The organism is Mediterraneibacter sp. 210702-DFI.5.30 (assembly GCF_020560115.1).
GTDB lineage: Bacteria > Bacillota > Clostridia > Lachnospirales > Lachnospiraceae > Mediterraneibacter > Mediterraneibacter faecis.
This window is the reverse complement of record NZ_JAJCME010000004.1, coordinates 81,039-100,767: the sequence shown is the minus strand read 5'-3', so window position 1 is coordinate 100,767 and position 19,729 is coordinate 81,039. Positions and strand designations below refer to the sequence as shown.

The window sequence follows — 19,729 nt, the reverse complement described above, 5'->3', positions numbered from 1 at the left end:
CTATACTGAACTTACAAAATAAAAACAGAAATTTGGAGGTTTTAATATGGCAATACTTGAAACAAAAGATTTACGAAAGATATACGGAAGCGGAGAAAACGAAGTCCATGCTTTGGATGGGGTATCCATTTCCGTAGAGGAAGGCGAATTTGTTGCTGTTATAGGTACATCAGGCAGCGGTAAATCTACACTACTCAACATGATCGGCGGGTTAGACCGTCCTACTTCTGGTAGTGTTACTATCCGAGGAAAAGAACTGTTGAAAATGAAAGATGAGGAACTGACGATTTTTAGGCGTAGAAACATTGGCTTTGTTTTTCAGAATTATAATCTGCTTCCTGTTCTTAATGTGTATGAGAACATTGTGTACCCTATTGAGATCGACGGTGGCAAGACCGATACAAGGTTTGTAAAAGAGATTATCCATACTCTTGGCTTGGAACAAAAGCTTAAGAATATGCCGAATAATCTTTCAGGTGGTCAACAGCAGAGGGTTGCGATTGCCCGTGCCCTTGCGACAAAGCCTGCCATTATCCTTGCGGATGAGCCGACTGGAAATCTGGACTCAAAAACAAGTATGGATGTTATTTTGCTGATGCAGTCGATCAGCCGTCAGTTCCACCAAACCACCATTATGATCACGCACAATGAGGAAATCGCTCAAATGGCAGACCGCACAATCCGCATTGAGGATGGCAAGGTTGTTTCGGGAGGTGGCAGATATGCACGCTAACCGAAATAAAAAAGCAGTTAAGCGAGTAGAAAAGGGAATGATGAAAGCAAACCGTATTCGTAACCTGTTTGCGGTGTTTGCGATCGTTCTTACTACCTTTATGATTACTACCGTGTTTAGTTTGGGCATTAACTATATGGAAAATATGAAGTTAATGCAGGTGCGTACCGCAGGCACGACCGCTAATGCGTCCCTTGCGATGCCGACAGCGGAGCAGGAACAGCAGATTAAGAATTTGGAATATGTTAAAACCGTAGGTACGCAGTATATGGTCGGCTCAGTTGCCGAGAAGAACGACGAGGGGCGTGAGCTTTCTATCGCACTTTCGTATTACGACACTACTGAATGGGATAAACACTATAAAGAAACAATCAAAGATATAGAAGGGAAATATCCTTCAAATGAAAATGAAATTATGCTGTCAGAGGATGCTCTTTCACAGCTTGGAATGAAAGAGCCGAAGCTGAATATGGAAATTCCTTTATCTTATTATGATAAAAACGGTCAGCAGGAAAATAATTTCACATTAAGCGGATGGTTTCATTCCTATACAGGTACGGGAATGGGCTTTGTTTCAGAAAGCTATTGTAAAAACGCAGGCTATACAATGGCACAGGACGGCGTTCTTTCTTTGTCGCTGAATAAAATGCCCGATGATTTTTATCGTATTCAAAAAGATGTGGAGCTTAACGAAAATCAATCTTTCGGCGGTGCGGTTTCCATGAAATCATCAAGCGGTTCAGTTATCGCAATGGTAATCCTATTGGTATTCTTTATCATTGGCAGCGGCTATCTGCTTATTTACAATGTTTTGTATATATCCATTTCAAAGGATACCCGTTTTTACGGTTTGATGAAAACGCTTGGAACAACGCAAAAACAGATTAAATCACTGGTAAAAAATCAGGCGGTTAAGTTTGCCTGCATTGGTATCCCGATTGGTATTGTGTTAGCCACCGCTGTTTCCTTTGGAATTGTTCCCTTTGTTTTGAACGAGGGTTTTGAACAGGGCAAGTCGATGATGGATGCCGAAGTGTTTTTTCATCCATCTATCTATATTCTGTCCATTCTCTTTTCGGCGGTAACTGTTTGGATTGCCTGCAATGCTCCTGCAAAAGCGGCTGCAAAAATTTCGCCAATAGAAGCATTGAAGTTTCAGAATTTTGCACCGAAGAAAACAAAAAGCAGAAATTCCACCAATGGCGGCAAGCTGCATGTGATGGCATTTCATAATGTGTTCCGTGACAAAAAGCGAGCTATTCTTGTGTTTATGTCCTTGTTTATGGGAATTACTATGATTTTAGGCGTAAATGGAGTTATAAGCAGTATGTCGGCTGAGAACTTTATTAAGGAATACATGGATTATAACTTTGAATACAATGATATTCAATTTGAACAGCCTGAGCAACTCAACAAGGAAGTACCTCAATTCGACGAACATTTTGTGGAACAGATTAAGCAAATCGACGGTGTTGAAAATGTAGATATTCAAAAGACAGTCTGGGCAGGTATTGACTTTGATGAAACCGCTTTAGAAGGCTTTATGAAAATTAAATATGAGGACAGCAAATATAAATCGAAGGGACAGTCCTATGAACAGATGATAGAGGTAATGAAAGGGTATGCTGATGCCGGTGACTACGGTTGCTATATTACAACGCTTCCAGACGACAGGATACTGGAAGAATACAATGCCAAGCACCCTGATACGCCCATTGACATGGACGCATTTAGGCGTGGTGAAACAGCGATTGCCGGAAGAGATACAGAAATTCTTGCTCCCACTACCGCTTTAGTGGGGGAAATGTTAACGCTGACTGCCGACAATACAGACGGCAAGGCGACCGATTTTAAAATCGACGGTTCTTTTTACTATGACGATTATGCAAATAATCTTTCTGATAGTATTGGCAGACGCAAAGATATTTATATGGTTCCAGATATTATCTTTGTCAGCGAAGCAGGTATGGAACGCCTGACAAAAGAACCAATCATTTCCGCAATCGGTGTGAATATTAAAGATTTTAACGATTTAGAACGAATTGACAGCGAATTACAGGCGATCAACAGTACCTTGACTGGATCAGAATGGCAGTTTAAATCAGCAGTTAACCAGAAAGAACTATTTGAACAGATGAACTACTCTTTAAGCTTGTTGGGGAACGGTGCCGCAATTCTGCTCATTGTCATTGGTTTGATTAACTTTGTCAATGTAATGCTGACGGGTGTGGTGGCAAGGAAAAATGAATTTGCCATTATGGAAAGTATCGGAACAACGAAAAAGCAGATTATGAAGATACTTACTTTAGAAGGCGGTATTTATGCTCTGATTTCTACTCTGCTGATTATGACTTTTGGCAATGCGTTCCTAATGTTGGTGGCAGATGCAGTTCCGCATATAGCAAACTATGCAGTATTTAAATACCCTGTTGCTCTTGTCATCGGTTTGATTGCAGCAATCTTTGTAATTTGCTTAAGCGTTCCTGCCATTGTTTACAAAGCAACTTCTGATGAAACGGTCATTGAAAGACTGCACAATTTTGATAATTAAATGAGGTTACGGGACGGACGCAGCGTTGCTGCGTCTGTTCCTGCAATTTTGCATATTGAGAAAGGTGGTGCGTTTTACGGCTATGGCAAATATTTTTCTCCTTGAAGATGATAAAATTCTGAGCAAGGGTATTTCTATCGCCTTAAAAAAAGATGAGCATACGGTTATAGCAGTCTATGGGTATTTGGAAGCATTGCAACAATACCAAAAGCAAAAGTATGATTTGTTTCTGCTTGATATTAACCTGCCTGACGGAAATGGTTTGGAATTTTGTAAGAAAATTCGGGAAACATCGGAAACACCTGTATTATTTTTAACCGCTAATGATACGGAAGAAGATATGTTGGAAGGGTTTGGCGTTGGTTGTGATGATTATATATCAAAGCCTTTTTCTATTGAAGTTTTACGAAAAAAAGTATTGGCAGTTCTAAAACGAACCGGCGTAGGAAAACTTCGTATGAAATACAGAGATTTAGAGTTAGATAAAGAAAAGTGTCTTGTTTTAATGAAGGGACAGGAAATACATTTGACCTCAACAGAATACAAATTGCTCCTTTATCTAATGGAAAACAGGGGAAGGGTTGTTACAAAGGCAATGCTTTTGGAACAGCTTTGGGATATAGACGGAAACTTTGTTGATGATAATACCGTGCGTGTGAATATTAAGCGACTAAGGCAGAAACTGCATGATGAAAAGCAGGAATACATTGTGACGGTTTTTGGTATGGGTTACACTTTTGGAGAATGACGATGAAGCATTTTGAAATTTACAGAAAACTGGTTTTAATTATAGGTACTGCTACGGCGGTGGTATCTGTTGGTGTGTTCTTTTTTATGGAGGACATCCTTTTCCGTACGCTTTTTATCTCTTTTGCATTTGTATTTTTATGTGGCTTGTTGTTCCTAATGGACTTTCTGCACAACCGCTATAACGATAATCTGTTAGAGGAGATTACGCTGCTCATTGAAGCTTTGGTAGAACAGCAGGAACGGACGGTCTTTTCAGAAGCTGAGGATACCCTGACTGCACGGCTGCAGCACCAACTTCTAAAACTCCGCAATATTTTAAAGGCACAGAATCAAATGCTGACACAAGAGAAAGAACAGATCAAAACTTTAATCTCCGATATTTCGCATCAAATCAAAACGCCCGTAGCAGCGGCAAACACCTTTGCACAGTTATTAGGTGATACAGGGTTATCCGATGAGGAGAGAAGTGAATATATTGCCACCTTGCAGATGTCCCTTGAAAAGCTGACTTTTTTGACAAACAGTTTGATTAAAATGTCCCGTTTGGAAAGTGGCATTATCCGATTGAAACTTGAACAAAACAGTTTAAATGATATTGTTATGCAAGCGGTGAAAACGGTTTATGCCAAAGCAAGGGATAAAAATATTACGATTACCTTTGATTGTGGGCAGACCTTTGAAGCCCTGCTTGATTTTAACTGGACGGCAGAAGCTGTTACCAATGTACTTGACAATGCTGTGAAATACACACCAAGCGGAGGAGTTGTGGACTTGAAAATCACCGAATATCCATCGTATTTGCGATTGGATGTATCCGATAACGGAATTGGCATTCCTGAAGAAGAACAGGCAAAAATCTTCGGCAGATTTTACCGTGGAAAGCAGTCAGCAGGAGTTGACGGTGTGGGAATCGGTTTATATCTTACCCGTGATATTGTGAATAAGCAGAACGGATATATCAAGGTGGCATCCGATGAAAAAGGTACAACATTTTCTTTATTTTTGAAAAAAGTTTAGAGAACAATAGTAATTTCAGATAAGTGTACGATATGAATTTGTCAAGATAGTAAATATAAAATAGAAAGATCAAATAAAACAAGATAAATGGAGATGGATAATTTATGATTTCAGAATGGATAATTTGCCCGATTTGTGGCAACAAAACTCGTGATAGAGTTAGAGAAGATACTATTTTAAAAAATTATCCTCTTTACTGTCCGAAATGTAAGCAAGAAACTTTAATAAATGCAAAGAAATTACATATAACCGTCATCAAAGAGCCAGACGCATAGACGCAGAGCCGATGAACTTGTGAGATAACCTTATAAGTCATCGGCTCTTTTTTACATAAATATAGAATTTGACAAGTCCGCCAAATAAAAAAAACGGTGTTTTGGTGGGCAATTTTGTCATGCTCAGATAGCTATTTTATCCCTCCAGACCTGTTTTGAGTTTGGAGGGATTTCTTATGTGTTGGTCTGATAACACTGTGCTGCTGATTTTAAGCAGCAGTTATTTACATACCGTTCGATAGAGATGAGGATAATTTGTTAAAAAAATTCTTATCTCCATTTGGGGAAATTATGCTCCAAGAGTAGATATTAAATATCTATATAATAGAATTGATATTTCTTATAACCGTAAAGGTCTGACAGCCTTTGCGGTTTTTCTTTTGTCGTTTTTTGTTGAATTAAGGCGTAAGCCTGTTTGGGGTGTAGGGTGTCGTTCTCCGCCGATCAATCTGAAATTTCAAAAATTCAGATTGATTGGAGGAACGAAAAATGAATGAAAAACATCCTAACCGAAAAAAGGACAAGCATAACCCTTATACGCTGATGATTGTAGAGGGCAGATATTACCTCTCTTTTAAAGATGGGCGGGGGATAATGCAAAATATTGAAATAGATAAAGTGCTGTATGACCTGTTTAACCGTTTTGAGCTTGAGGACATTTCCTATCTTAATCGAGTGAGCAGGCACATTGAACACTCTGAGTTGACAGAAAGCTCCTTAAATGACCGAGCCTTTTATAAGGAAGAAAGTCTTGAGGAAACCGTTTCAAGGAGTATGGAATATGAGCAGTTACATAAGGCAATTTCAAAACTGCCCGAAATACAAAAACGAAGGCTGCTTCTGTATTTTTTCGGAGAGTTGAACTATGAACAGATTGCAGAGCTTGAGGGATGTAAATATCAGGCTATTCAAAGCTCTATCTATGCGGCAATCAAAACTTTGAAAAAATTTTTGAAATAGTGCCTTGTGCTATGGACTTTGAGTGAGCAAACAGGTGAGAGGGATTAAATTCCTTCCACCTGTTTTGCTTTGTGTGGCGAAAACGGGAGTGATCCTTGACAACCGAATATCCATTCGTCAAATACTTCCTCTTTGTGATTGTGATGAGCATAAGCGTGTGCAGCGGTACGCCAAGACCTGTTAAGAAGCAGCGAGCGATGAAAGGGGGTGATCTCATTCATTACCGACTGAAAATATCGGATTGCTTCCGATTTCGCAATAACCCACAAAGAGAATAATGGTACTCCCGTCCAGTCACAAGTCCGAGCGTGATAAAACCGTCGCAGACAATGAGGGCGGCTCTGGCAGACCGTCAGAGGGGTGAAACTCCCGTGGTGTCAGTTCGCTGCTGACCGTTTGGCGACTTCCCTGTGTTCTATGAACACATTGCATTTCGGGGTGTCGAGGACAAATTGAGATGCTTCTATCATAAAGCCAGATAAAAGGTAGTCATAGGAACAGATTTTGCTAATGATCTTCCAATATTAAATACTTCCTTTTGTCTGGCTGTTACATAGGTAAGTTTTTTCTTACCTACAACCAGATAGGAGGTCTGAATATTTATGGAAAGAATTATTAAGCGTGGAGATATTTTCTACGCAACACTTAATCCCGTTATTGGATCAGAGCAAGGTGGTACAAGACCTGTTCTTACTATTTCTAATAATACGGGGAACAGGCATAGTCCGACAATTATTGTCGCACCAATAACAAGCCGTACGCATACGAAAGCAAAACTACCGACACATACAGAGGTGAAAGATTTTGATAAGCTCGATAAGGACTCAATTATTCTGCTTGAACAGATAAGGACGATTGATAAGCAGAGATTAAAACAGTATATAGGGCTGATGCCCGACCACATAATGGCAAGAGTTGATAAGGCTCTTGCCATTAGTCTTGCAATGAACGGAGAGGGGTGTTTTGATGGAGCAAAATAATGAACAGAAATTTGCACATTATAGTATTCAATTTGCATGTTTGCAGAAGTTAAAGAAAAACGGTTTAATTACGGTAGATGAGTACGAAGCCATAAAAAAACGGCTTATGAGTGATTTCAATGTCGTTTCAAATCTTGCGGCTTAATACTTATCAGTAAATAAAATATCGGAGGTATAATCGTATGAATGATGTTCAAGTAATCAAAGCAAACCGTAACGAAAATCGTATTCGTGGTAGAAAGGTAGAGATACTGAGAGTTGCTGCTTATTGCCGTGTTAGTACAGATAGCGAGGATCAGCTTAACAGCTATAAGTCACAGGTTATGTATTATACGGACTTAATCAAGAAAAAACCAGAATGGTCTTTAGCTGACATATATGCTGACGAAGCCATAACAGGAACGCAGGTAACAAAGCGAGAGGATTTCCAGAGAATGATAAACGATTGTATGAATGGAGATATTGATATGGTCATTACAAAATCCATTTCGAGATTTGCCAGAAATACATTAGATACTCTGAAATATGTTCGTATGCTGAAAGAGAAAGGCATTGCTGTTTTCTTTGAGGATGAAAATATCAATACATTAACAATGGATGGAGAACTGCTTTTGGTGGTACTCAGTTCTGTTGCACAGCAGGAAGTTGAGAATATATCTTCCAATGTCAAAAAGGGCTTGAAAATGAAAATGCAGCGAGGAGAACTTGTAGGTTTTCAAGGATGTTTGGGATATGACTATCATAAAGACACAAAAAGCATATCTGTCAACGAAAAAGAAGCTGAAATTGTGAGATATATTTTTAATCGGTATATAGAAGGGGCGGGGTGTACAGTGATAGCCAATGAGCTTGAGAATCTTGGCTATAAGACAAAATATGGAAGCTCACGGTGGGTGCAATCCACAGTAATCGGTATTATTAAAAACGAAAAATATAAAGGCGATTTGCTATTAGGTAAAACATTTACGGTTGATCCTATTTCTAAAAGACGGTTGGAAAACTTTGGAGAGGAAGATAAATTTTATATCCGTGACCATCACGAAGCAATTATCAGTGAGGAGATATTTGAAGAAGCACAGAAGATACTTGCAAAAAGAAATGTTAATCGTGGTGTACATCAGGAAGGTCAGAAGCGGAACAAATTTAGCAGAAAATATGCTTTTAGCTGTATGATTAAATGTGGTTTTTGCGGAGGTACACTAAGCCGAAGAAATTGGCACAGTAGTTCTGCTTATACTAAGACAATCTGGCATTGTGTGACGGCTACCAAACATGGAAAAAAGAATTGCCCACATTGTAAAGGCATACCTGAAGAAGTAATTGAAAATGCTTTTGTAAAAAGCTATCAGCTCTTATGTTCCGATCAACATGAGGTTGTGAGTGAGTTTCTTCAAAAAGTTGAGGATATTCTTAAAGACGACGCTTCTTTGAAACGCTTGCCGAAGATTGAAAAAGAAATGACAGATTTGCAGCGAAGAAAAGAAAAACTGCTTGACTTAAGGCTTGATAACAATATCGACAGGGATATTTATGATAAGAAAAATCAGGAGTTATCGGAGCAGTTAAAAAAACTTCAAGGTGAACAGTTGCAGTTGGTTGAGTTGAGCAAAAATCAGGAGAGTACCAAAACAAGGATAAGAGAATTTCGGAAAAACTTAAATTCTGGAGAACTATTGGAGAGCTTCGATAGAGTGGTTTTTGAAAGTGTAGTTGAAAGAATAATTATCGGCGGTTATAATGATGAAGGAGTGGAAGATCCGTTGAAGATAACTTTTGTATATAAAACTGGTATCCACTCAAATCTTAATGCAAAAGATTTTAAGCCAAAGCGTAAAAATGCTGCGGCTGTACATACGGACGCAGAATTGTGTTCCTATGCAAGTGTCGAGGATAACAAATTGTGTTTACATAGTAGCTCCGACACATGTCGAGACTGTTGTTCTTTTGTCCCAACAAAAACCAGATGACACGATAGAGATCGACTTAGACCTGGACGAGCTGGATGCCACCAGTGCCGAGTTGAAAGCAACCTATCAGGAAATCAAAGATTATGTGCTGAAAGAATTTGGCTTGAAGGTTTCAAGTTTATATATTTCTCAGGTAAAACGCAAATGTGGAATTGAAGTGGGAGAAAACTATAATCTTCCAAAATCAGAAAATGCAAGAGTTCCACAATGCCCGAAAGAGAAGGAAGAAGCTATCAAGGCTGCCCTGAAATATTTTGCGATGATCTAAGGACATCGCTGATTTCAAGGAGGAATAACACATGAAAAGCACATTTGAAAAAATGGGTGGAACCTACACACTTGGCGCAGACGGAATTTACTATCCGAATCTTGTCAGTACAGATGAAGAACCGCATTATGGGAAATATGGAATGATGCGGAAAACATATCTGAAAGAGCATCGTCCGGCAATGTATTCACTGTATATGTTGGAAGACAGATTGACAGAACATCTGAATGCTGTGGACGATGAAGCACAGGAGAGAATGGATATTCTGGTGAGTCAGATGATGGAGAAGCAGGGCATTACGGAAGAATTGAAAGCTCGTGACCAGATGGAATGGGTCAGGGCTGTAAATAATATCCGAAATGTAGCAGAAGAGATTGTCTTAAAAGAATTAGTGTATATTTAAAGCGTGGAAAGCTCCTTCGGGAGCTTTTTACCGTTTCTACAAACAATTTTTTCTCGTGCCGGAAAGCAATCTATTTACATGGAACAGATGCAGAGAGAAAAAATATTGGAAGGTTATGATTCTTGATCAGCTTTTTTGCTATTGCTCTTTTGAAGATGGTAAAAAAACAAGTGATATGGTAAAATAATACTATTAGATTGAACGGACAGAAATGAGGAAAGTTGATGAATTAAGAAATGTAATTGCAAATCAATTTGCCTGCGAATATAAGGCTTATGACTTTGGGGAAATCTGTAATGCATTCATTGATGATTTGATTAGATTAATGGAAAATAGTATTAAAAATGAACAAGGCAATTTTTAGTTGACATAAGGAGAACAGAAAAATATGAAAAAATATTACGCAGAAAGACATGGTTTACTTACAAAGCAACTACAGATAGATTTTGATGAGTTATTACAGTATTTCGGACAGGTATATAAATATTTTTGTGATAAAGAGTATTTTGAAGTGGCTACAAGAGGAGTGTGGAGGCAAATTCCTTATACGCAGGATTCGGAGCAGATTTTACCACCAAGTTTGTTGCCATCACCGGAAGTGTATTTTGCAACATGCTTACAGGATAAAGAGGTTTGGCCAATTTGGCAATATCTTGAAGAATATGATGAGCAGACATTGTTTTCAGTGATTGAGATTTTATACGACCATATTGGTGTTTATAACTATGAAACAGATCAGTTTGAAAATGAAGCACAAAAGGAAGAATTTGCTGAACAAATTAATAATATCTTACGTGCATATAAAGAGGGATATTATCTTGAACCGACAAATGGATTTATAATGCAAATACCTAACGGTGCGTTGCGTGAACAGTTAGAATATGACGGTTCTGATTTACCCGATTCAGTATATGAGCAATTAGCAACAGCCACAGAAATGTATTATCGTTTTGATGCCAATTTAGAACAGAAAAAGAAAGCTATTAATATTCTTGCCGATATTTTGGAAAGTGAACGTGAAGAAGTAAAAGATACTTTAAATGCTGAGTATGAAGTTCCTAAAAATGAACATGATAAGTTGATTTTTGGTATAGTTAATGGTTATAATATTCGCCATAATCGTGCAGATCAAAAGAACGATTATAGCAAAGAAATATGGTATGATTGGATGATGCAATATTATACAAGCGTAATAATAGCATTTTACAAGTTGAAAAATAAGTATACCGATATTGATTTTTAAATGGTGAGTTAAATGATATCTCCCTAAGTGGAGTATAAATTTTTTCTCAAAAGGTGATGGTTTCGCTATTTAGCATAAAAAGTAACTTAGAAGTTTCAGAATTAAGTTAATCGTGCCACATGGCTTGATTATAAAAGCAAAGATAAAAACGCAACGTACATCTTTGATGTACCAGAGCCGGTAGGTAGCCCGGCCGTCCTATATAAATAGGGTAAGTAACCTGCCCCTCCGGGTTGTCCATTCTTTGTTCAATCAATTTTAGGAGGGATTCTTATGGACAAAGTAAATGTAAAGCTGACAGTATTTTTTGAAGAGCCGTTTTGGGTGGGAATCTTTGAACGCATCGAAGATGGTAAACTATCTGTGGCAAAGGTAACATTTGGTGCAGAGCCAAAAGATTATGAAGTACAGGAATATATTCAAAAGTGCTATTTCAGTTTGAAATTCAGTCCGGTTGTTGAAACTGTTGTAAAGGATATCAAAAGAAATTCGAAACGGATGCAGCGGGAAACAAAGAAGCAGATGCTGGAAATAGGCATTGGTACAAAATCGCAACAGGCGTTGAAATTACAGCAGGAACAGAACAAGCAGGAACGCAAAGAGAAAAGCCGCAAGAGAAAAGAGGCAGAAGAGCAGCGAATGTTTGAACTGAAACAGCGAAAGAAAAGAGAAAAGCATAAGGGACATTAAAGTTCCTTGGGCTTTTACTCAAATCGTAAATTTTTGAATAAAGCTTTCGGGGGTGTTTCTATGAAGAAAAAAGTACTTGCAATTATGTTGGTTGCCGTATCAATAATGCTGATTTCGGCGTGCGGAAAAAAAGAAAAACTATACGAAATTCCTGACCTATCGAAGTATAAGACAGATTATGTAGGAGATTCTTCGAATGTTATAAATATTGTAAGCGGTCAAGAGTATCCGGAGGGATACTCATATGATAGTATAGAGATACAATCTGAAACAGAGCCTTATGGATTAACAGTTTTTCTAAAAGATGAGCCGTCTGCAGTCAAACTTGAAGATGAATTGCAGGTTAATGCAGATATGACATTTGATTTGATTGGTAATTTGGGAACAATTGATTATAAAACAGCAGATAGCAAAGAAATTATTGTATCATATGAACGGTGATATATTTTTAGTCAACTTTTAGACAATTTGAAGAGCAGAATATAAAAAGGCGTATGGAAGTTTTGATTTCCATACGCCTTTTTGAAAGGAGTTTATTTTTGAACAAGAGATTTGTAAGAGCATGTTATCTACTCGAAGATGATTACAATTCCATATCATAGGACTTTTTCTTAGCTCTTGCAGGCTGATTTCGCCGCATTTCCTGTTCTCGCTGATATTTAAGTTCCCATGCACGATGGGAGAAAACATCAGGATCCTCCACATTGAGATAATCCACCTCATCGGCTGCAATATCACGACGGTGATAGTCATAATATTTCCCGAAAGTCCCCTTGAACTGTTCAATCAGCTTATCCCGGAAATCAGGACGTATCTGGATTCTGGTATCCAGTAACTCGGTATATTGTTCTGGTTCAGGACGAAATTTTTCTTCCCGGAAAGCGGCGGCGTCTTTTTCAAGCTGTTTTTGGAGCGAGATGTCCTGAGAATCCAGGATATCAAGATTGTTATTCATCTGGTCATATTTCTTGGATAGATTTGTCATAGCTTTATCGGTAGAGCATTGTGCCTGGAAGATTAGCTGCTCTTTCCTTGATTTCAGTTCTTCAATTTCTTCGGTAACAGTGGTAAGTTGCTGATTCAATTTTATATGCTGAATGGGATTCAAAATACTGGTTTTCTCTTTTTTTACATTCAGCTCTTTCCGTTCTGTAACTTTAGCTTTGAGTTTCTTTTTAACGGTGTTGTATTTATTCAGTATTGGATTAAAATGATTCATCCAGTCATGGATCACTTCTTTTTGCATCTCATTGTGGAGCAAATGATATTGTGTAAAAATCATGTGATTTCGGATTGCTTCCAGTGTTTCTGCAATTATCGGAACAGACTTTTCTACAGCTTCAGCCAGTTTTGCCACCTTAGCTTTTAATTCTCGGAGCATTTTGTTATCCGCACGAATCTGACGGTTGATTTCACAGCGGTCTGCTATCATGCCTTTCTTTTCCATATTCTGGGCAATGTAGCCTTCATGGATAGTTGGCTGTTCGGTGATTCCCTGATCTGCAAAGCTGCGGTGATCAATGGTAGCATTTATCTGATTACGTGCAAGCATTTTATTTACGGCATCTGCCCAGTTTGCCCGCCAGATGCAAAGTTGTTCATCACTGTTCCATTGTTCGGAAATAGGATTCTGTCTGCCATATCGGCTGCTCTTGGGGTGTTTATCAATCCGTTCATATCCTTTTTCCTGTGCAACAGAGGAAGTCAGATATTCTTTCTTTTTCCCAACTTTATAGCGATATTGCTTTTCCCATCCCTGTTTCTGAGCAGTTTTAAATTCAGAAGCAGTAAATCCTTTTTCTTCTCCATCTTTGATACAGAGATATTCTTTTTCGGTTTTATACTGCCATGTTCCATTTTCATTTAGTGGTCGGACAGTAAGAAGAATGTGTGCATGGGGATTGTGACCATCTGTATTGTGAATGGCAAAATCAGCACACATCCCCATATCTACAAAATTCTTTTTAATAAAATCCTGAAGAAGAGAAATATTGCTGTCTTTATCCAACTCAACGGGGAGTGCGACAACAAATTCTCTTGCCAGTCGGCTGTCTTTGGTCTTTTCGTTTTCTTCCACAGCATTCCAGAGTTGTTCCCGGTCATTCCATTCCAATGGAGCCATTGGAGGAAGCATCACCTCCTGATAGATCAGCCCCTGCTTTCTGGTATAGTCATGCTGAATGCCATCATAATCATTGTACATGCGGCTACAGCTCATATAAGCAGAAGCAGCAACAGCAGACCGACCGAAACCACGGCTGATGACTTTGGCTTGCATATGATAAATTGCCATATCTGGTACCTCCTTTCGATGTTGTCTGCAACAGTGTATAAAGCCCTTGGCAGAGCGCACGAGCCCCGAAGGGGATACCACTGCCTGATTTATCAGGTGGTGAATAAGTGCGCCCTTCGGGAGTAGAACTTGTGCGTTTACATTCCCCGTAGCCGGATCATCAGCTCCCGTTTCAGGGAATCTAAATCCATTTCTTTAATATGGGGAACAATACTTTCCAGAATGGCTCCTTCCTGGACTAATCGGTGTGTTCTGGCATCACGTTCTTTTTTGCGATTTCTTGCTTCAGCTTCTTCCTGGCGGTGTCTTGCCTGTAAAAGTGCTTTTTCTTCCGGTGTCATGATTCTTTTATCTGCCATACCTGGCACCTCCTTTTTATGCCCGTATCCGGGCATTTTTGGTTTTAAAATCTTTTGGTTTGGTACTATGGTTTTAGATAACTGACAGTGGCATGTTCTTGGTGAAAAATAAGGAAAGATAGTAGTACCACTGTCAGTGAAAAATAATCATTGCGTTATACTTCTTTGAGTCAATTCTGGTTCGGAGCATGATTGTTCAACAGGATTTTTTTCGCCCGTTTTAAATTATCTGTTGCATTGTCCTGACGGATATTCCGGTTATTGATACGGACAGGAATACATCTCTCCAGAATACGGTCATAAATTCGTTTGTGTGCGATATCAGCGGCATTATTCAGCTCTGATAAAGTGAGATTGGTCGTTATGATCAGGGGCTTTTTACTGCGGTAACGACTGCCGATCACATTGAATACCTGTTCCAGTGCAAAGTCAGAGTTCCGCTCAATTCCGAGATCATCAATAATCAGAAGACTGTAGCGGTTTAAGCTGTTGATGAACTGGTTTCTGTCTTCAAAATGCATTCCGGTAAGGGTATTCAGAATCTGGGAAAAGTTGGTCATCAGTACAGGAACGCCTTTTTCCAGCAGGGCATTGGCAATGCAGCCTGCAAAAAAAGATTTTCCAGTACCGACATCACCCCAGATGAGAAGTCCGGAGGCGTTTGCTTTCATCTCTTCCCAGTTGCTTACATAATTGTGTGCCAGTTTTATTTCCGGATTGATGCCGTTATCCCTGGCAAAAGTGTAGTCATAGAGTGCTTTGTCCTGTAAGCCGCTAGTTTTAAGATGCTCTATTTCCATTTGTTTTTCATGAAGTTTTCTCTGGGTTTCTTCCTGCTCAAAGATTTCCTGCTAGCATTTACAGCGGATGGAAGGAATAAGAACCTTTCCCTGTAATTCATGCCGGCATTGTCTTGGCGTATTGCATTTGGAACAGTAGATCAGGTGGTCTGTTTCGTTAAAATATTCATCAGGCTGAAGCTCTCTGTTTGGTGTTATAGCGGTTGCTTTTTCTGTAAATCTTGTTATAGTGTTTCGTATTCCTCACTTTCGTAATTTCTTTGCCGGGAAGCAGGATGATCCTGTCTTGCCCAACTGATGATGGTAGCTGCATGGTTCTGATATTGCTTTCCGGTAGAAGCCATATAACCGGATAAGCGTTCAATATAATCCTTCCAGTCAGGGATTGTCTGCCGGATATCTTCAAGCTCTTTTTCTGACAGAAAAACATTTTGAAATTTTCCATAGGGTGAGAGTGGCTCCTTACTCCCTCTTATTGCTAAATTGTTCTTTTTTATCTCTTTCTTATTACCAGACAGTTTTCTGTCTGTATTAGGGAAAGAATCCTGTCTGTCAATAGGACAGTTTTCTGTCTGTCTTAGGGAAAGAAATCTGTCTGTATAGTGGATGGTTTCTTTTGGGAGTTTTACATAAATTCGATTGGGCTGTCCGGGTCCCTGCCGTTTTCGGAAGATAAGCTCCTGTTTTTCCAGTACTGCCAGAGCAGTTTTAATCGTCATCTGGCTTTTGTGGAGAACTTCTGCCAGTGCTTCAATTGTAAAGTAAATGAACACATGACCATCGATATCTGACCAGCCCTCATTTTTCTGGGAAAGCCTTGCCCGGTCGAGCAGGATAATATAAAGCATTTTGGCAGTTTCGTTTATTTCCATGTCCAGAAGGAAACGGGGAAACATCATATAAGATGGCAGGTTGGTGTCTGCTGTCAGAAAGTCCGTCATGTGTTCACCTCCAATCAGTTATTCTCCAAGAAAATCCCAGTCTACATCATTATCCGGCTGTGAATTTTCAGGTGTTGGAAAGGACGCCCTGATTTGGGGCTCCCTTTGCGCCATGCCTACAGTCAGTCCGGAAAGAAAAAGTGGCAATTCCTGTTTCAGACTGTTTTCCACTGCATCTACAATCTGTTTCACAAAAAGTTCTTCCCGTTCTCTTGTTTCCAGATAAGGATCAGCCTGTGTGCGGTAGTAGCGGTCAAAATAATCTACCAGTGCAAGAGAGATTACCTGACTGTAAGATTTAAAATCCTGCCTGTCCATCGTCTGTAAATATTCCCAGGCTCTCCGCTGTTGTTCTTTGTCCAGATTAAAGCGCAGGTTTGTGTTGCGGATATTGTTCTGCATGGTTTATCCCCTCCTTTTCAGGCTCATATAAGCCAGAGATTCGTAACCTTTGGCAGTGGCGCAGATGTCATCAATGATTGTGACTCGTGATTTGTCATACGTTCCGAAGTTACGGATCAGGCATCCACCGCCGCCAACCACATACAGGCGCATCAGGTCAGGATTATATTCATATTTGCGGAGCGTGGAAAAAAGTTCTGCCACATACTGTCTGGCAATAGAACTGATACAATCCAGATATGGTGCTGAAATGTCAGCTGTTCCAAACCGCAGAATCTGTTCTACTGTGGATTCTTCAATTTTCACTCCGAATTTGTCCAGAACAGCGTTCTTTGCGGCAATCATGCACTGGTTTACACCAAGTTTTTCTGTCCAGCATCGGCTTTCTTGCGCTTTCTTATTGTTAATATACAGAATGTTCATGGTTCCGTTTCCGATATCTGCAAGGAGATTAGTTCCCTTGAAATTTCCAAGGTGGTTTACAATAGCCGGATATCCCTGTGGGTAAAGGCTACATCCCGCAAAGTGGAGATGATATTCTTTGCCGTTGAAACGGTAATGGACTTCTGGATTCTGGAGCAGATAGGAACGAAAAGCTTCTCTTTGATTTCTGATCCATGTCAGAGGAAGTCCGGCAGCCAGATGAACATCTGCTTCACGGATGGAAAAGACATTCAGTTCCCTTGCAATAGCCATTAGCGTCAGAAGATAATATTCTTCGTCCATAGCTTTATCCGGGATAAATTCTTTGTGTCCTTCGCCAATCCGGTAGTAAATGCCGTTATATTCCAGGATATTTCCAGTGAAGATTGGTTCTGTTTCATAGGCTTTGATTCCGGTTGGCGTGACGGTGTTTGCTGTTTTCATATTGCCATAGCCATGATCTACAGCGATGATTTTTGTGTTTTTGAGTTCTCGCATAAAAAATACCTCCGTTTTCGTATTGATTGATTCAGCAGGTCATACCGGTGTGGTACTGCTTTGCTGTGAGATAAGCATACGAAAATCGGAGGTAAAAGACATTGAGTGGAAATTGAGCTGGAATTGAGAAAAAAGATATATTGTGCGTACATTCTTCATGTACTCTTGTTGTGATTTCATTGTTTTTTATCGTATAATATGGATACTGGAGGTGGTTTGGATGAAATACAAGATTTTAGTTGTCGATGATGATAAAGAATTGGTGAAAATGCTTTGTAGTTATTTTAATATGAAACAATATGAAACCATTACGGCTACAGACGGAATGGAAGCATTAAATAAAATAAAAATGAAACCGGATATTATTTTGTTGGATATCAATATGCCACGCATGGATGGGATTGAAGTATGTCGTCTGATACGCAGTAAAGTGTTATGCCCGATTTTGTTTCTAACAGCAAGAGTTGATGAAGATGATAAAATTAATGGGTTGCTTTCGGGTGGGGATGACTATATTACGAAACCATTTAGTCTTCGGGAGTTGGAAGCAAGGATTGTCACAAACATAAAGAGAGAAGAAAGGCATCAACAAAAAACGGAATACCGTTTCATGGATGAAATGCTGATTGATTATTCTGAAAAAATAGTAGCTATAGCCGGACACAGGATGGAGTTCACAAAAATTGAATATCAGATTATTGAATTCTTATCCATGCATCCAGGGCAGGTGTTTGATAAAGAACGTATATATGCACAAGTCTGTGGATATGATGCGGAAGGGGACAGTAGAACGATAACGGAATTAGTACGGCGTATAAGGAAAAAAATAGCGGATTATTCAGAAAAAGAATACATAGAAACTGTATGGGGGATTGGATACCGATGGAAAAAATAAGAAACTTGTCACTGAAAAAAACAATTCTGCTTTATTTTGTGATCAGCTTAACGGCAGCATTTCTGTTATCTGGATTTACAGTTCATTTTGCAGGAAATATGCAGAATAAAATATGGGAAAAATATATTGATTATGCAGATTATACGGACGTGTTTCAGCAATATGGAAAGAAATACGAGATTGAGATATCAAGACCTAATCAATCGCAGATGAATCGTTTGGACTATCATCTTTCGGAAATGTGTGACTTTATGGAAACATATTCGGTACTGATTTTTTCGATTGTTGGGAGTGTTGTTGCGGTATTCTTTTTTTATAAAAATAAGTTAAAGACACCTCTACAGGAACTAAAAGATGCCTCACAAATGATTGCAGATAATGAACTGGATTTTCATGTGTCCTATGAAAATAAAGATGAGATGGGAACTTTGTGTAAAGAATTTGAAATGATGCGAAGTGATTTAGCAGATAACAACAGAAAGATGTGGCGAATGATTGATGACGAGAAGGCTTTGCGGAATGCAATTGCACATGATATACGTTCTCCACTTTCCATATTGCGTGGGTATCAGGAAATGCTCTTAGAGTTTGTTTCTGCCGAGAGTATAAAAACAGAGGATGTTATTGATATCTTACAAACAGGCATGTATCAGATTGACCGTATAGAGCATTTCACGGAAAACATGAGAAAAATGTCCCATTTAGAACAGAGGGAACTGCAATGCTCAGAGATAGAGTTATCGGAACTGGCAAAAAAGATTGAGGCAGAAGCTGCCATGCTGCCCAAGAAGGAAAGTAAATTATGTAAGGTAGAAAGAGTGCAGGAACAAAACATTGTGAAAGTGGATGAGGAACTTGTCATGGAAGTGACAGACAACTTACTGGAAAATGCGGTTCGATATGCACAAAAAAGTATTGCTTTGCAGATAAAGAAAAAGGATGGTTTTCTTATAATTTCTGTTGAAGATGATGGAATAGGATTTGTGGATACTGAGGAAAAAGTAACAGAGCCATTTTATCATAAGAATCCACAAGATGATTTAAAGCATTTTGGCCTTGGTATGTATATTTCTCGTATTTTCTGTGAAAAGCATGGAGGAAATTTGAAAATATATAATGCCAGACAAGGCGGTGCTCATGTAGAAGCTCTTTTCAAAGCTGAATAAAAATACTTTATAAGGCTGAAATCACAAATAAAGTGGTTTTAGTCTTTTTTGTTGTGAATTTATTGAGAATTGATTTGTATGATGTTGTTAAAGAAATAAAGAAAGGAAGAGATAC

General features: G+C 39.0%; 20 protein-coding genes and 2 pseudogenes. 16 read left to right on the top strand and 6 right to left on the bottom strand.

From position 1 onward, the window contains the following. Nucleotides 1-46: 46 nt before the first annotated feature. The 14 genes and pseudogenes from LI126_RS05670 to LI126_RS05605 all read left to right on the top strand — a co-directional run bounded on the left by LI126_RS05670 (nucleotide 47) and on the right by LI126_RS05605 (nucleotide 12,278). A complete protein-coding gene (locus LI126_RS05670; RefSeq protein ID WP_227061786.1) occupies nucleotides 47-733 on the top strand; it encodes an ABC transporter ATP-binding protein in 687 nt (228 codons plus the stop codon). Then, the gene (locus tag LI126_RS05665) at nucleotides 723-3,284 is read left to right on the top strand and encodes an ABC transporter permease (protein ID WP_227061787.1); all 2,562 of its coding nucleotides are present in this window, start codon (nucleotides 723-725) and stop codon (nucleotides 3,282-3,284) included. The genes LI126_RS05670 and LI126_RS05665 overlap by 11 nt, the downstream gene beginning before the upstream one ends. Before the next feature lie 82 nt (nucleotides 3,285-3,366). Then, nucleotides 3,367-4,032, top strand: a complete 666-nt coding sequence (locus tag LI126_RS05660; protein WP_227061790.1) for a response regulator transcription factor — start codon at nucleotides 3,367-3,369, stop codon at nucleotides 4,030-4,032. A 2-nt stretch (nucleotides 4,033-4,034) separates the two neighbouring features. Next, entirely contained in the window at nucleotides 4,035-5,051 is a 1,017-nt protein-coding gene (locus tag LI126_RS05655; protein WP_227061792.1) for a sensor histidine kinase, read from the top strand. A 104-nt stretch (nucleotides 5,052-5,155) separates the two neighbouring features. Then, nucleotides 5,156-5,326 carry a cysteine-rich KTR domain-containing protein gene (locus tag LI126_RS05650; RefSeq protein WP_227061793.1) on the top strand — a complete coding sequence of 57 codons (171 nt, stop codon included), beginning with the start codon at nucleotides 5,156-5,158 and terminating at the stop codon, nucleotides 5,324-5,326. A 489-nt stretch (nucleotides 5,327-5,815) separates the two neighbouring features. Beyond that, complete coding sequence (locus LI126_RS05645; RefSeq protein WP_227061796.1) at nucleotides 5,816-6,286, top strand: RNA polymerase sigma factor; 471 nt, start codon at nucleotides 5,816-5,818, stop codon at nucleotides 6,284-6,286. 602 nt (nucleotides 6,287-6,888) lie between these two features. Next, on the top strand, nucleotides 6,889-7,266 hold the full coding sequence (locus LI126_RS05640) for a type II toxin-antitoxin system PemK/MazF family toxin (protein ID WP_011527995.1): 378 nt from the start codon (nucleotides 6,889-6,891) through the stop codon (nucleotides 7,264-7,266). After that, nucleotides 7,253-7,411 carry an SHOCT domain-containing protein gene (locus LI126_RS05635; protein WP_227061798.1) on the top strand — a complete coding sequence of 53 codons (159 nt, stop codon included), beginning with the start codon at nucleotides 7,253-7,255 and terminating at the stop codon, nucleotides 7,409-7,411. Before LI126_RS05640 ends, LI126_RS05635 begins: the two co-directional genes overlap by 14 nt. Before the next feature lie 37 nt (nucleotides 7,412-7,448). Continuing rightward, complete coding sequence (locus tag LI126_RS05630) at nucleotides 7,449-9,233, top strand: recombinase family protein (RefSeq protein ID WP_227165019.1); 1,785 nt, start codon at nucleotides 7,449-7,451, stop codon at nucleotides 9,231-9,233. Beyond that, nucleotides 9,190-9,501 (top strand): annotated as a pseudogene (locus tag LI126_RS05625) (23S rRNA (uracil(1939)-C(5))-methyltransferase RlmD); the annotation flags it as partial. The gene LI126_RS05630 and the pseudogene LI126_RS05625, both read left to right, overlap by 44 nt. A 31-nt stretch (nucleotides 9,502-9,532) precedes the next feature. Further along, nucleotides 9,533-9,904 (top strand): TnpV protein, encoded by a 372-nt coding sequence (locus tag LI126_RS05620; protein ID WP_227165018.1) that lies wholly within the window; start codon nucleotides 9,533-9,535, stop codon nucleotides 9,902-9,904. A gap of 388 nt (nucleotides 9,905-10,292) precedes the next feature. Further along, the gene (locus tag LI126_RS05615) at nucleotides 10,293-11,147 is read left to right on the top strand and encodes a hypothetical protein (protein ID WP_015560107.1); all 855 of its coding nucleotides are present in this window, start codon (nucleotides 10,293-10,295) and stop codon (nucleotides 11,145-11,147) included. Nucleotides 11,148-11,420: 273 nt separating this feature from the next. Further along, nucleotides 11,421-11,837, top strand: a complete 417-nt coding sequence (locus tag LI126_RS05610; RefSeq protein ID WP_227165017.1) for a YjdF family protein — start codon at nucleotides 11,421-11,423, stop codon at nucleotides 11,835-11,837. Between the two features lie 60 nt (nucleotides 11,838-11,897). Beyond that, nucleotides 11,898-12,278: a DUF4825 domain-containing protein gene (locus LI126_RS05605; protein ID WP_015560109.1), complete on the top strand. Its 381-nt coding sequence runs from the start codon at nucleotides 11,898-11,900 to the stop codon at nucleotides 12,276-12,278. A 142-nt stretch (nucleotides 12,279-12,420) separates the two neighbouring features. Here the strand turns inward: LI126_RS05605 and mobQ are convergent, their stop codons facing one another. From mobQ to LI126_RS05575, 6 genes and pseudogenes are all read right to left on the bottom strand, one after another. Beyond that, the gene (mobQ, locus tag LI126_RS05600; RefSeq protein WP_227165016.1) at nucleotides 12,421-14,130 is read right to left on the bottom strand and encodes a MobQ family relaxase; all 1,710 of its coding nucleotides are present in this window, start codon (nucleotides 14,128-14,130) and stop codon (nucleotides 12,421-12,423) included. A 137-nt stretch (nucleotides 14,131-14,267) separates the two neighbouring features. After that, a complete protein-coding gene (locus LI126_RS05595; protein WP_005362330.1) occupies nucleotides 14,268-14,489 on the bottom strand; it encodes a DUF3847 domain-containing protein in 222 nt (73 codons plus the stop codon). A gap of 170 nt (nucleotides 14,490-14,659) precedes the next feature. Next, nucleotides 14,660-15,517: pseudogene (locus tag LI126_RS05590) on the bottom strand (ATP-binding protein). Further along, complete coding sequence (locus tag LI126_RS05585; RefSeq protein ID WP_227165015.1) at nucleotides 15,514-16,230, bottom strand: replication initiator protein A; 717 nt, start codon at nucleotides 16,228-16,230, stop codon at nucleotides 15,514-15,516. Before LI126_RS05585 ends, LI126_RS05590 begins: the two are co-directional and overlap by 4 nt. Nucleotides 16,231-16,248: 18 nt before the next feature. Further along, a complete protein-coding gene (locus LI126_RS05580) occupies nucleotides 16,249-16,632 on the bottom strand; it encodes a hypothetical protein (RefSeq protein WP_015560111.1) in 384 nt (127 codons plus the stop codon). Nucleotides 16,633-16,635: 3 nt separating this feature from the next. Then, nucleotides 16,636-17,553 carry a ParM/StbA family protein gene (locus LI126_RS05575; RefSeq protein ID WP_015560112.1) on the bottom strand — a complete coding sequence of 306 codons (918 nt, stop codon included), beginning with the start codon at nucleotides 17,551-17,553 and terminating at the stop codon, nucleotides 16,636-16,638. A gap of 220 nt (nucleotides 17,554-17,773) precedes the next feature. Between LI126_RS05575 and LI126_RS05570 the strand changes: the two genes are divergently transcribed. Together LI126_RS05570 and LI126_RS05565 are read left to right on the top strand one after the other, a co-directional pair. Then, nucleotides 17,774-18,448, top strand: a complete 675-nt coding sequence (locus LI126_RS05570) for a response regulator transcription factor (protein WP_014080778.1) — start codon at nucleotides 17,774-17,776, stop codon at nucleotides 18,446-18,448. After that, entirely contained in the window at nucleotides 18,436-19,614 is a 1,179-nt protein-coding gene (locus LI126_RS05565) for a HAMP domain-containing sensor histidine kinase (protein WP_227165014.1), read from the top strand. Before LI126_RS05570 ends, LI126_RS05565 begins: the two co-directional genes overlap by 13 nt. Nucleotides 19,615-19,729: the final 115 nt, after the last annotated feature.

Excerpts from the sequence above, each read along its gene's own strand:
- LI126_RS05670 (WP_227061786.1), top strand. The coding sequence starts at position 47 with ATGGCAATACTTGAAACAAAAGATTTACGAAAGATATACGGAAGCGGA.
- LI126_RS05665 (WP_227061787.1), top strand. The coding sequence starts at position 723 with ATGCACGCTAACCGAAATAAAAAAGCAGTTAAGCGAGTAGAAAAGGGA.
- LI126_RS05660 (WP_227061790.1), top strand. The coding sequence starts at position 3,367 with ATGGCAAATATTTTTCTCCTTGAAGATGATAAAATTCTGAGCAAGGGT.
- LI126_RS05655 (WP_227061792.1), top strand. The coding sequence starts at position 4,035 with ATGAAGCATTTTGAAATTTACAGAAAACTGGTTTTAATTATAGGTACT.
- LI126_RS05650 (WP_227061793.1), top strand. The coding sequence starts at position 5,156 with ATGATTTCAGAATGGATAATTTGCCCGATTTGTGGCAACAAAACTCGT.
- LI126_RS05645 (WP_227061796.1), top strand. The coding sequence starts at position 5,816 with ATGAATGAAAAACATCCTAACCGAAAAAAGGACAAGCATAACCCTTAT.
- LI126_RS05640 (WP_011527995.1), top strand. The coding sequence starts at position 6,889 with ATGGAAAGAATTATTAAGCGTGGAGATATTTTCTACGCAACACTTAAT.
- LI126_RS05635 (WP_227061798.1), top strand. The coding sequence starts at position 7,253 with ATGGAGCAAAATAATGAACAGAAATTTGCACATTATAGTATTCAATTT.
- LI126_RS05630 (WP_227165019.1), top strand. The coding sequence starts at position 7,449 with ATGAATGATGTTCAAGTAATCAAAGCAAACCGTAACGAAAATCGTATT.
- LI126_RS05620 (WP_227165018.1), top strand. The coding sequence starts at position 9,533 with ATGAAAAGCACATTTGAAAAAATGGGTGGAACCTACACACTTGGCGCA.
- LI126_RS05615 (WP_015560107.1), top strand. The coding sequence starts at position 10,293 with ATGAAAAAATATTACGCAGAAAGACATGGTTTACTTACAAAGCAACTA.
- LI126_RS05610 (WP_227165017.1), top strand. The coding sequence starts at position 11,421 with ATGGACAAAGTAAATGTAAAGCTGACAGTATTTTTTGAAGAGCCGTTT.
- LI126_RS05605 (WP_015560109.1), top strand. The coding sequence starts at position 11,898 with ATGAAGAAAAAAGTACTTGCAATTATGTTGGTTGCCGTATCAATAATG.
- mobQ (WP_227165016.1), bottom strand. The coding sequence starts at position 14,130 with ATGGCAATTTATCATATGCAAGCCAAAGTCATCAGCCGTGGTTTCGGT.
- LI126_RS05595 (WP_005362330.1), bottom strand. The coding sequence starts at position 14,489 with ATGGCAGATAAAAGAATCATGACACCGGAAGAAAAAGCACTTTTACAG.
- LI126_RS05585 (WP_227165015.1), bottom strand. The coding sequence starts at position 16,230 with ATGACGGACTTTCTGACAGCAGACACCAACCTGCCATCTTATATGATG.
- LI126_RS05580 (WP_015560111.1), bottom strand. The coding sequence starts at position 16,632 with ATGCAGAACAATATCCGCAACACAAACCTGCGCTTTAATCTGGACAAA.
- LI126_RS05575 (WP_015560112.1), bottom strand. The coding sequence starts at position 17,553 with ATGCGAGAACTCAAAAACACAAAAATCATCGCTGTAGATCATGGCTAT.
- LI126_RS05570 (WP_014080778.1), top strand. The coding sequence starts at position 17,774 with ATGAAATACAAGATTTTAGTTGTCGATGATGATAAAGAATTGGTGAAA.
- LI126_RS05565 (WP_227165014.1), top strand. The coding sequence starts at position 18,436 with ATGGAAAAAATAAGAAACTTGTCACTGAAAAAAACAATTCTGCTTTAT.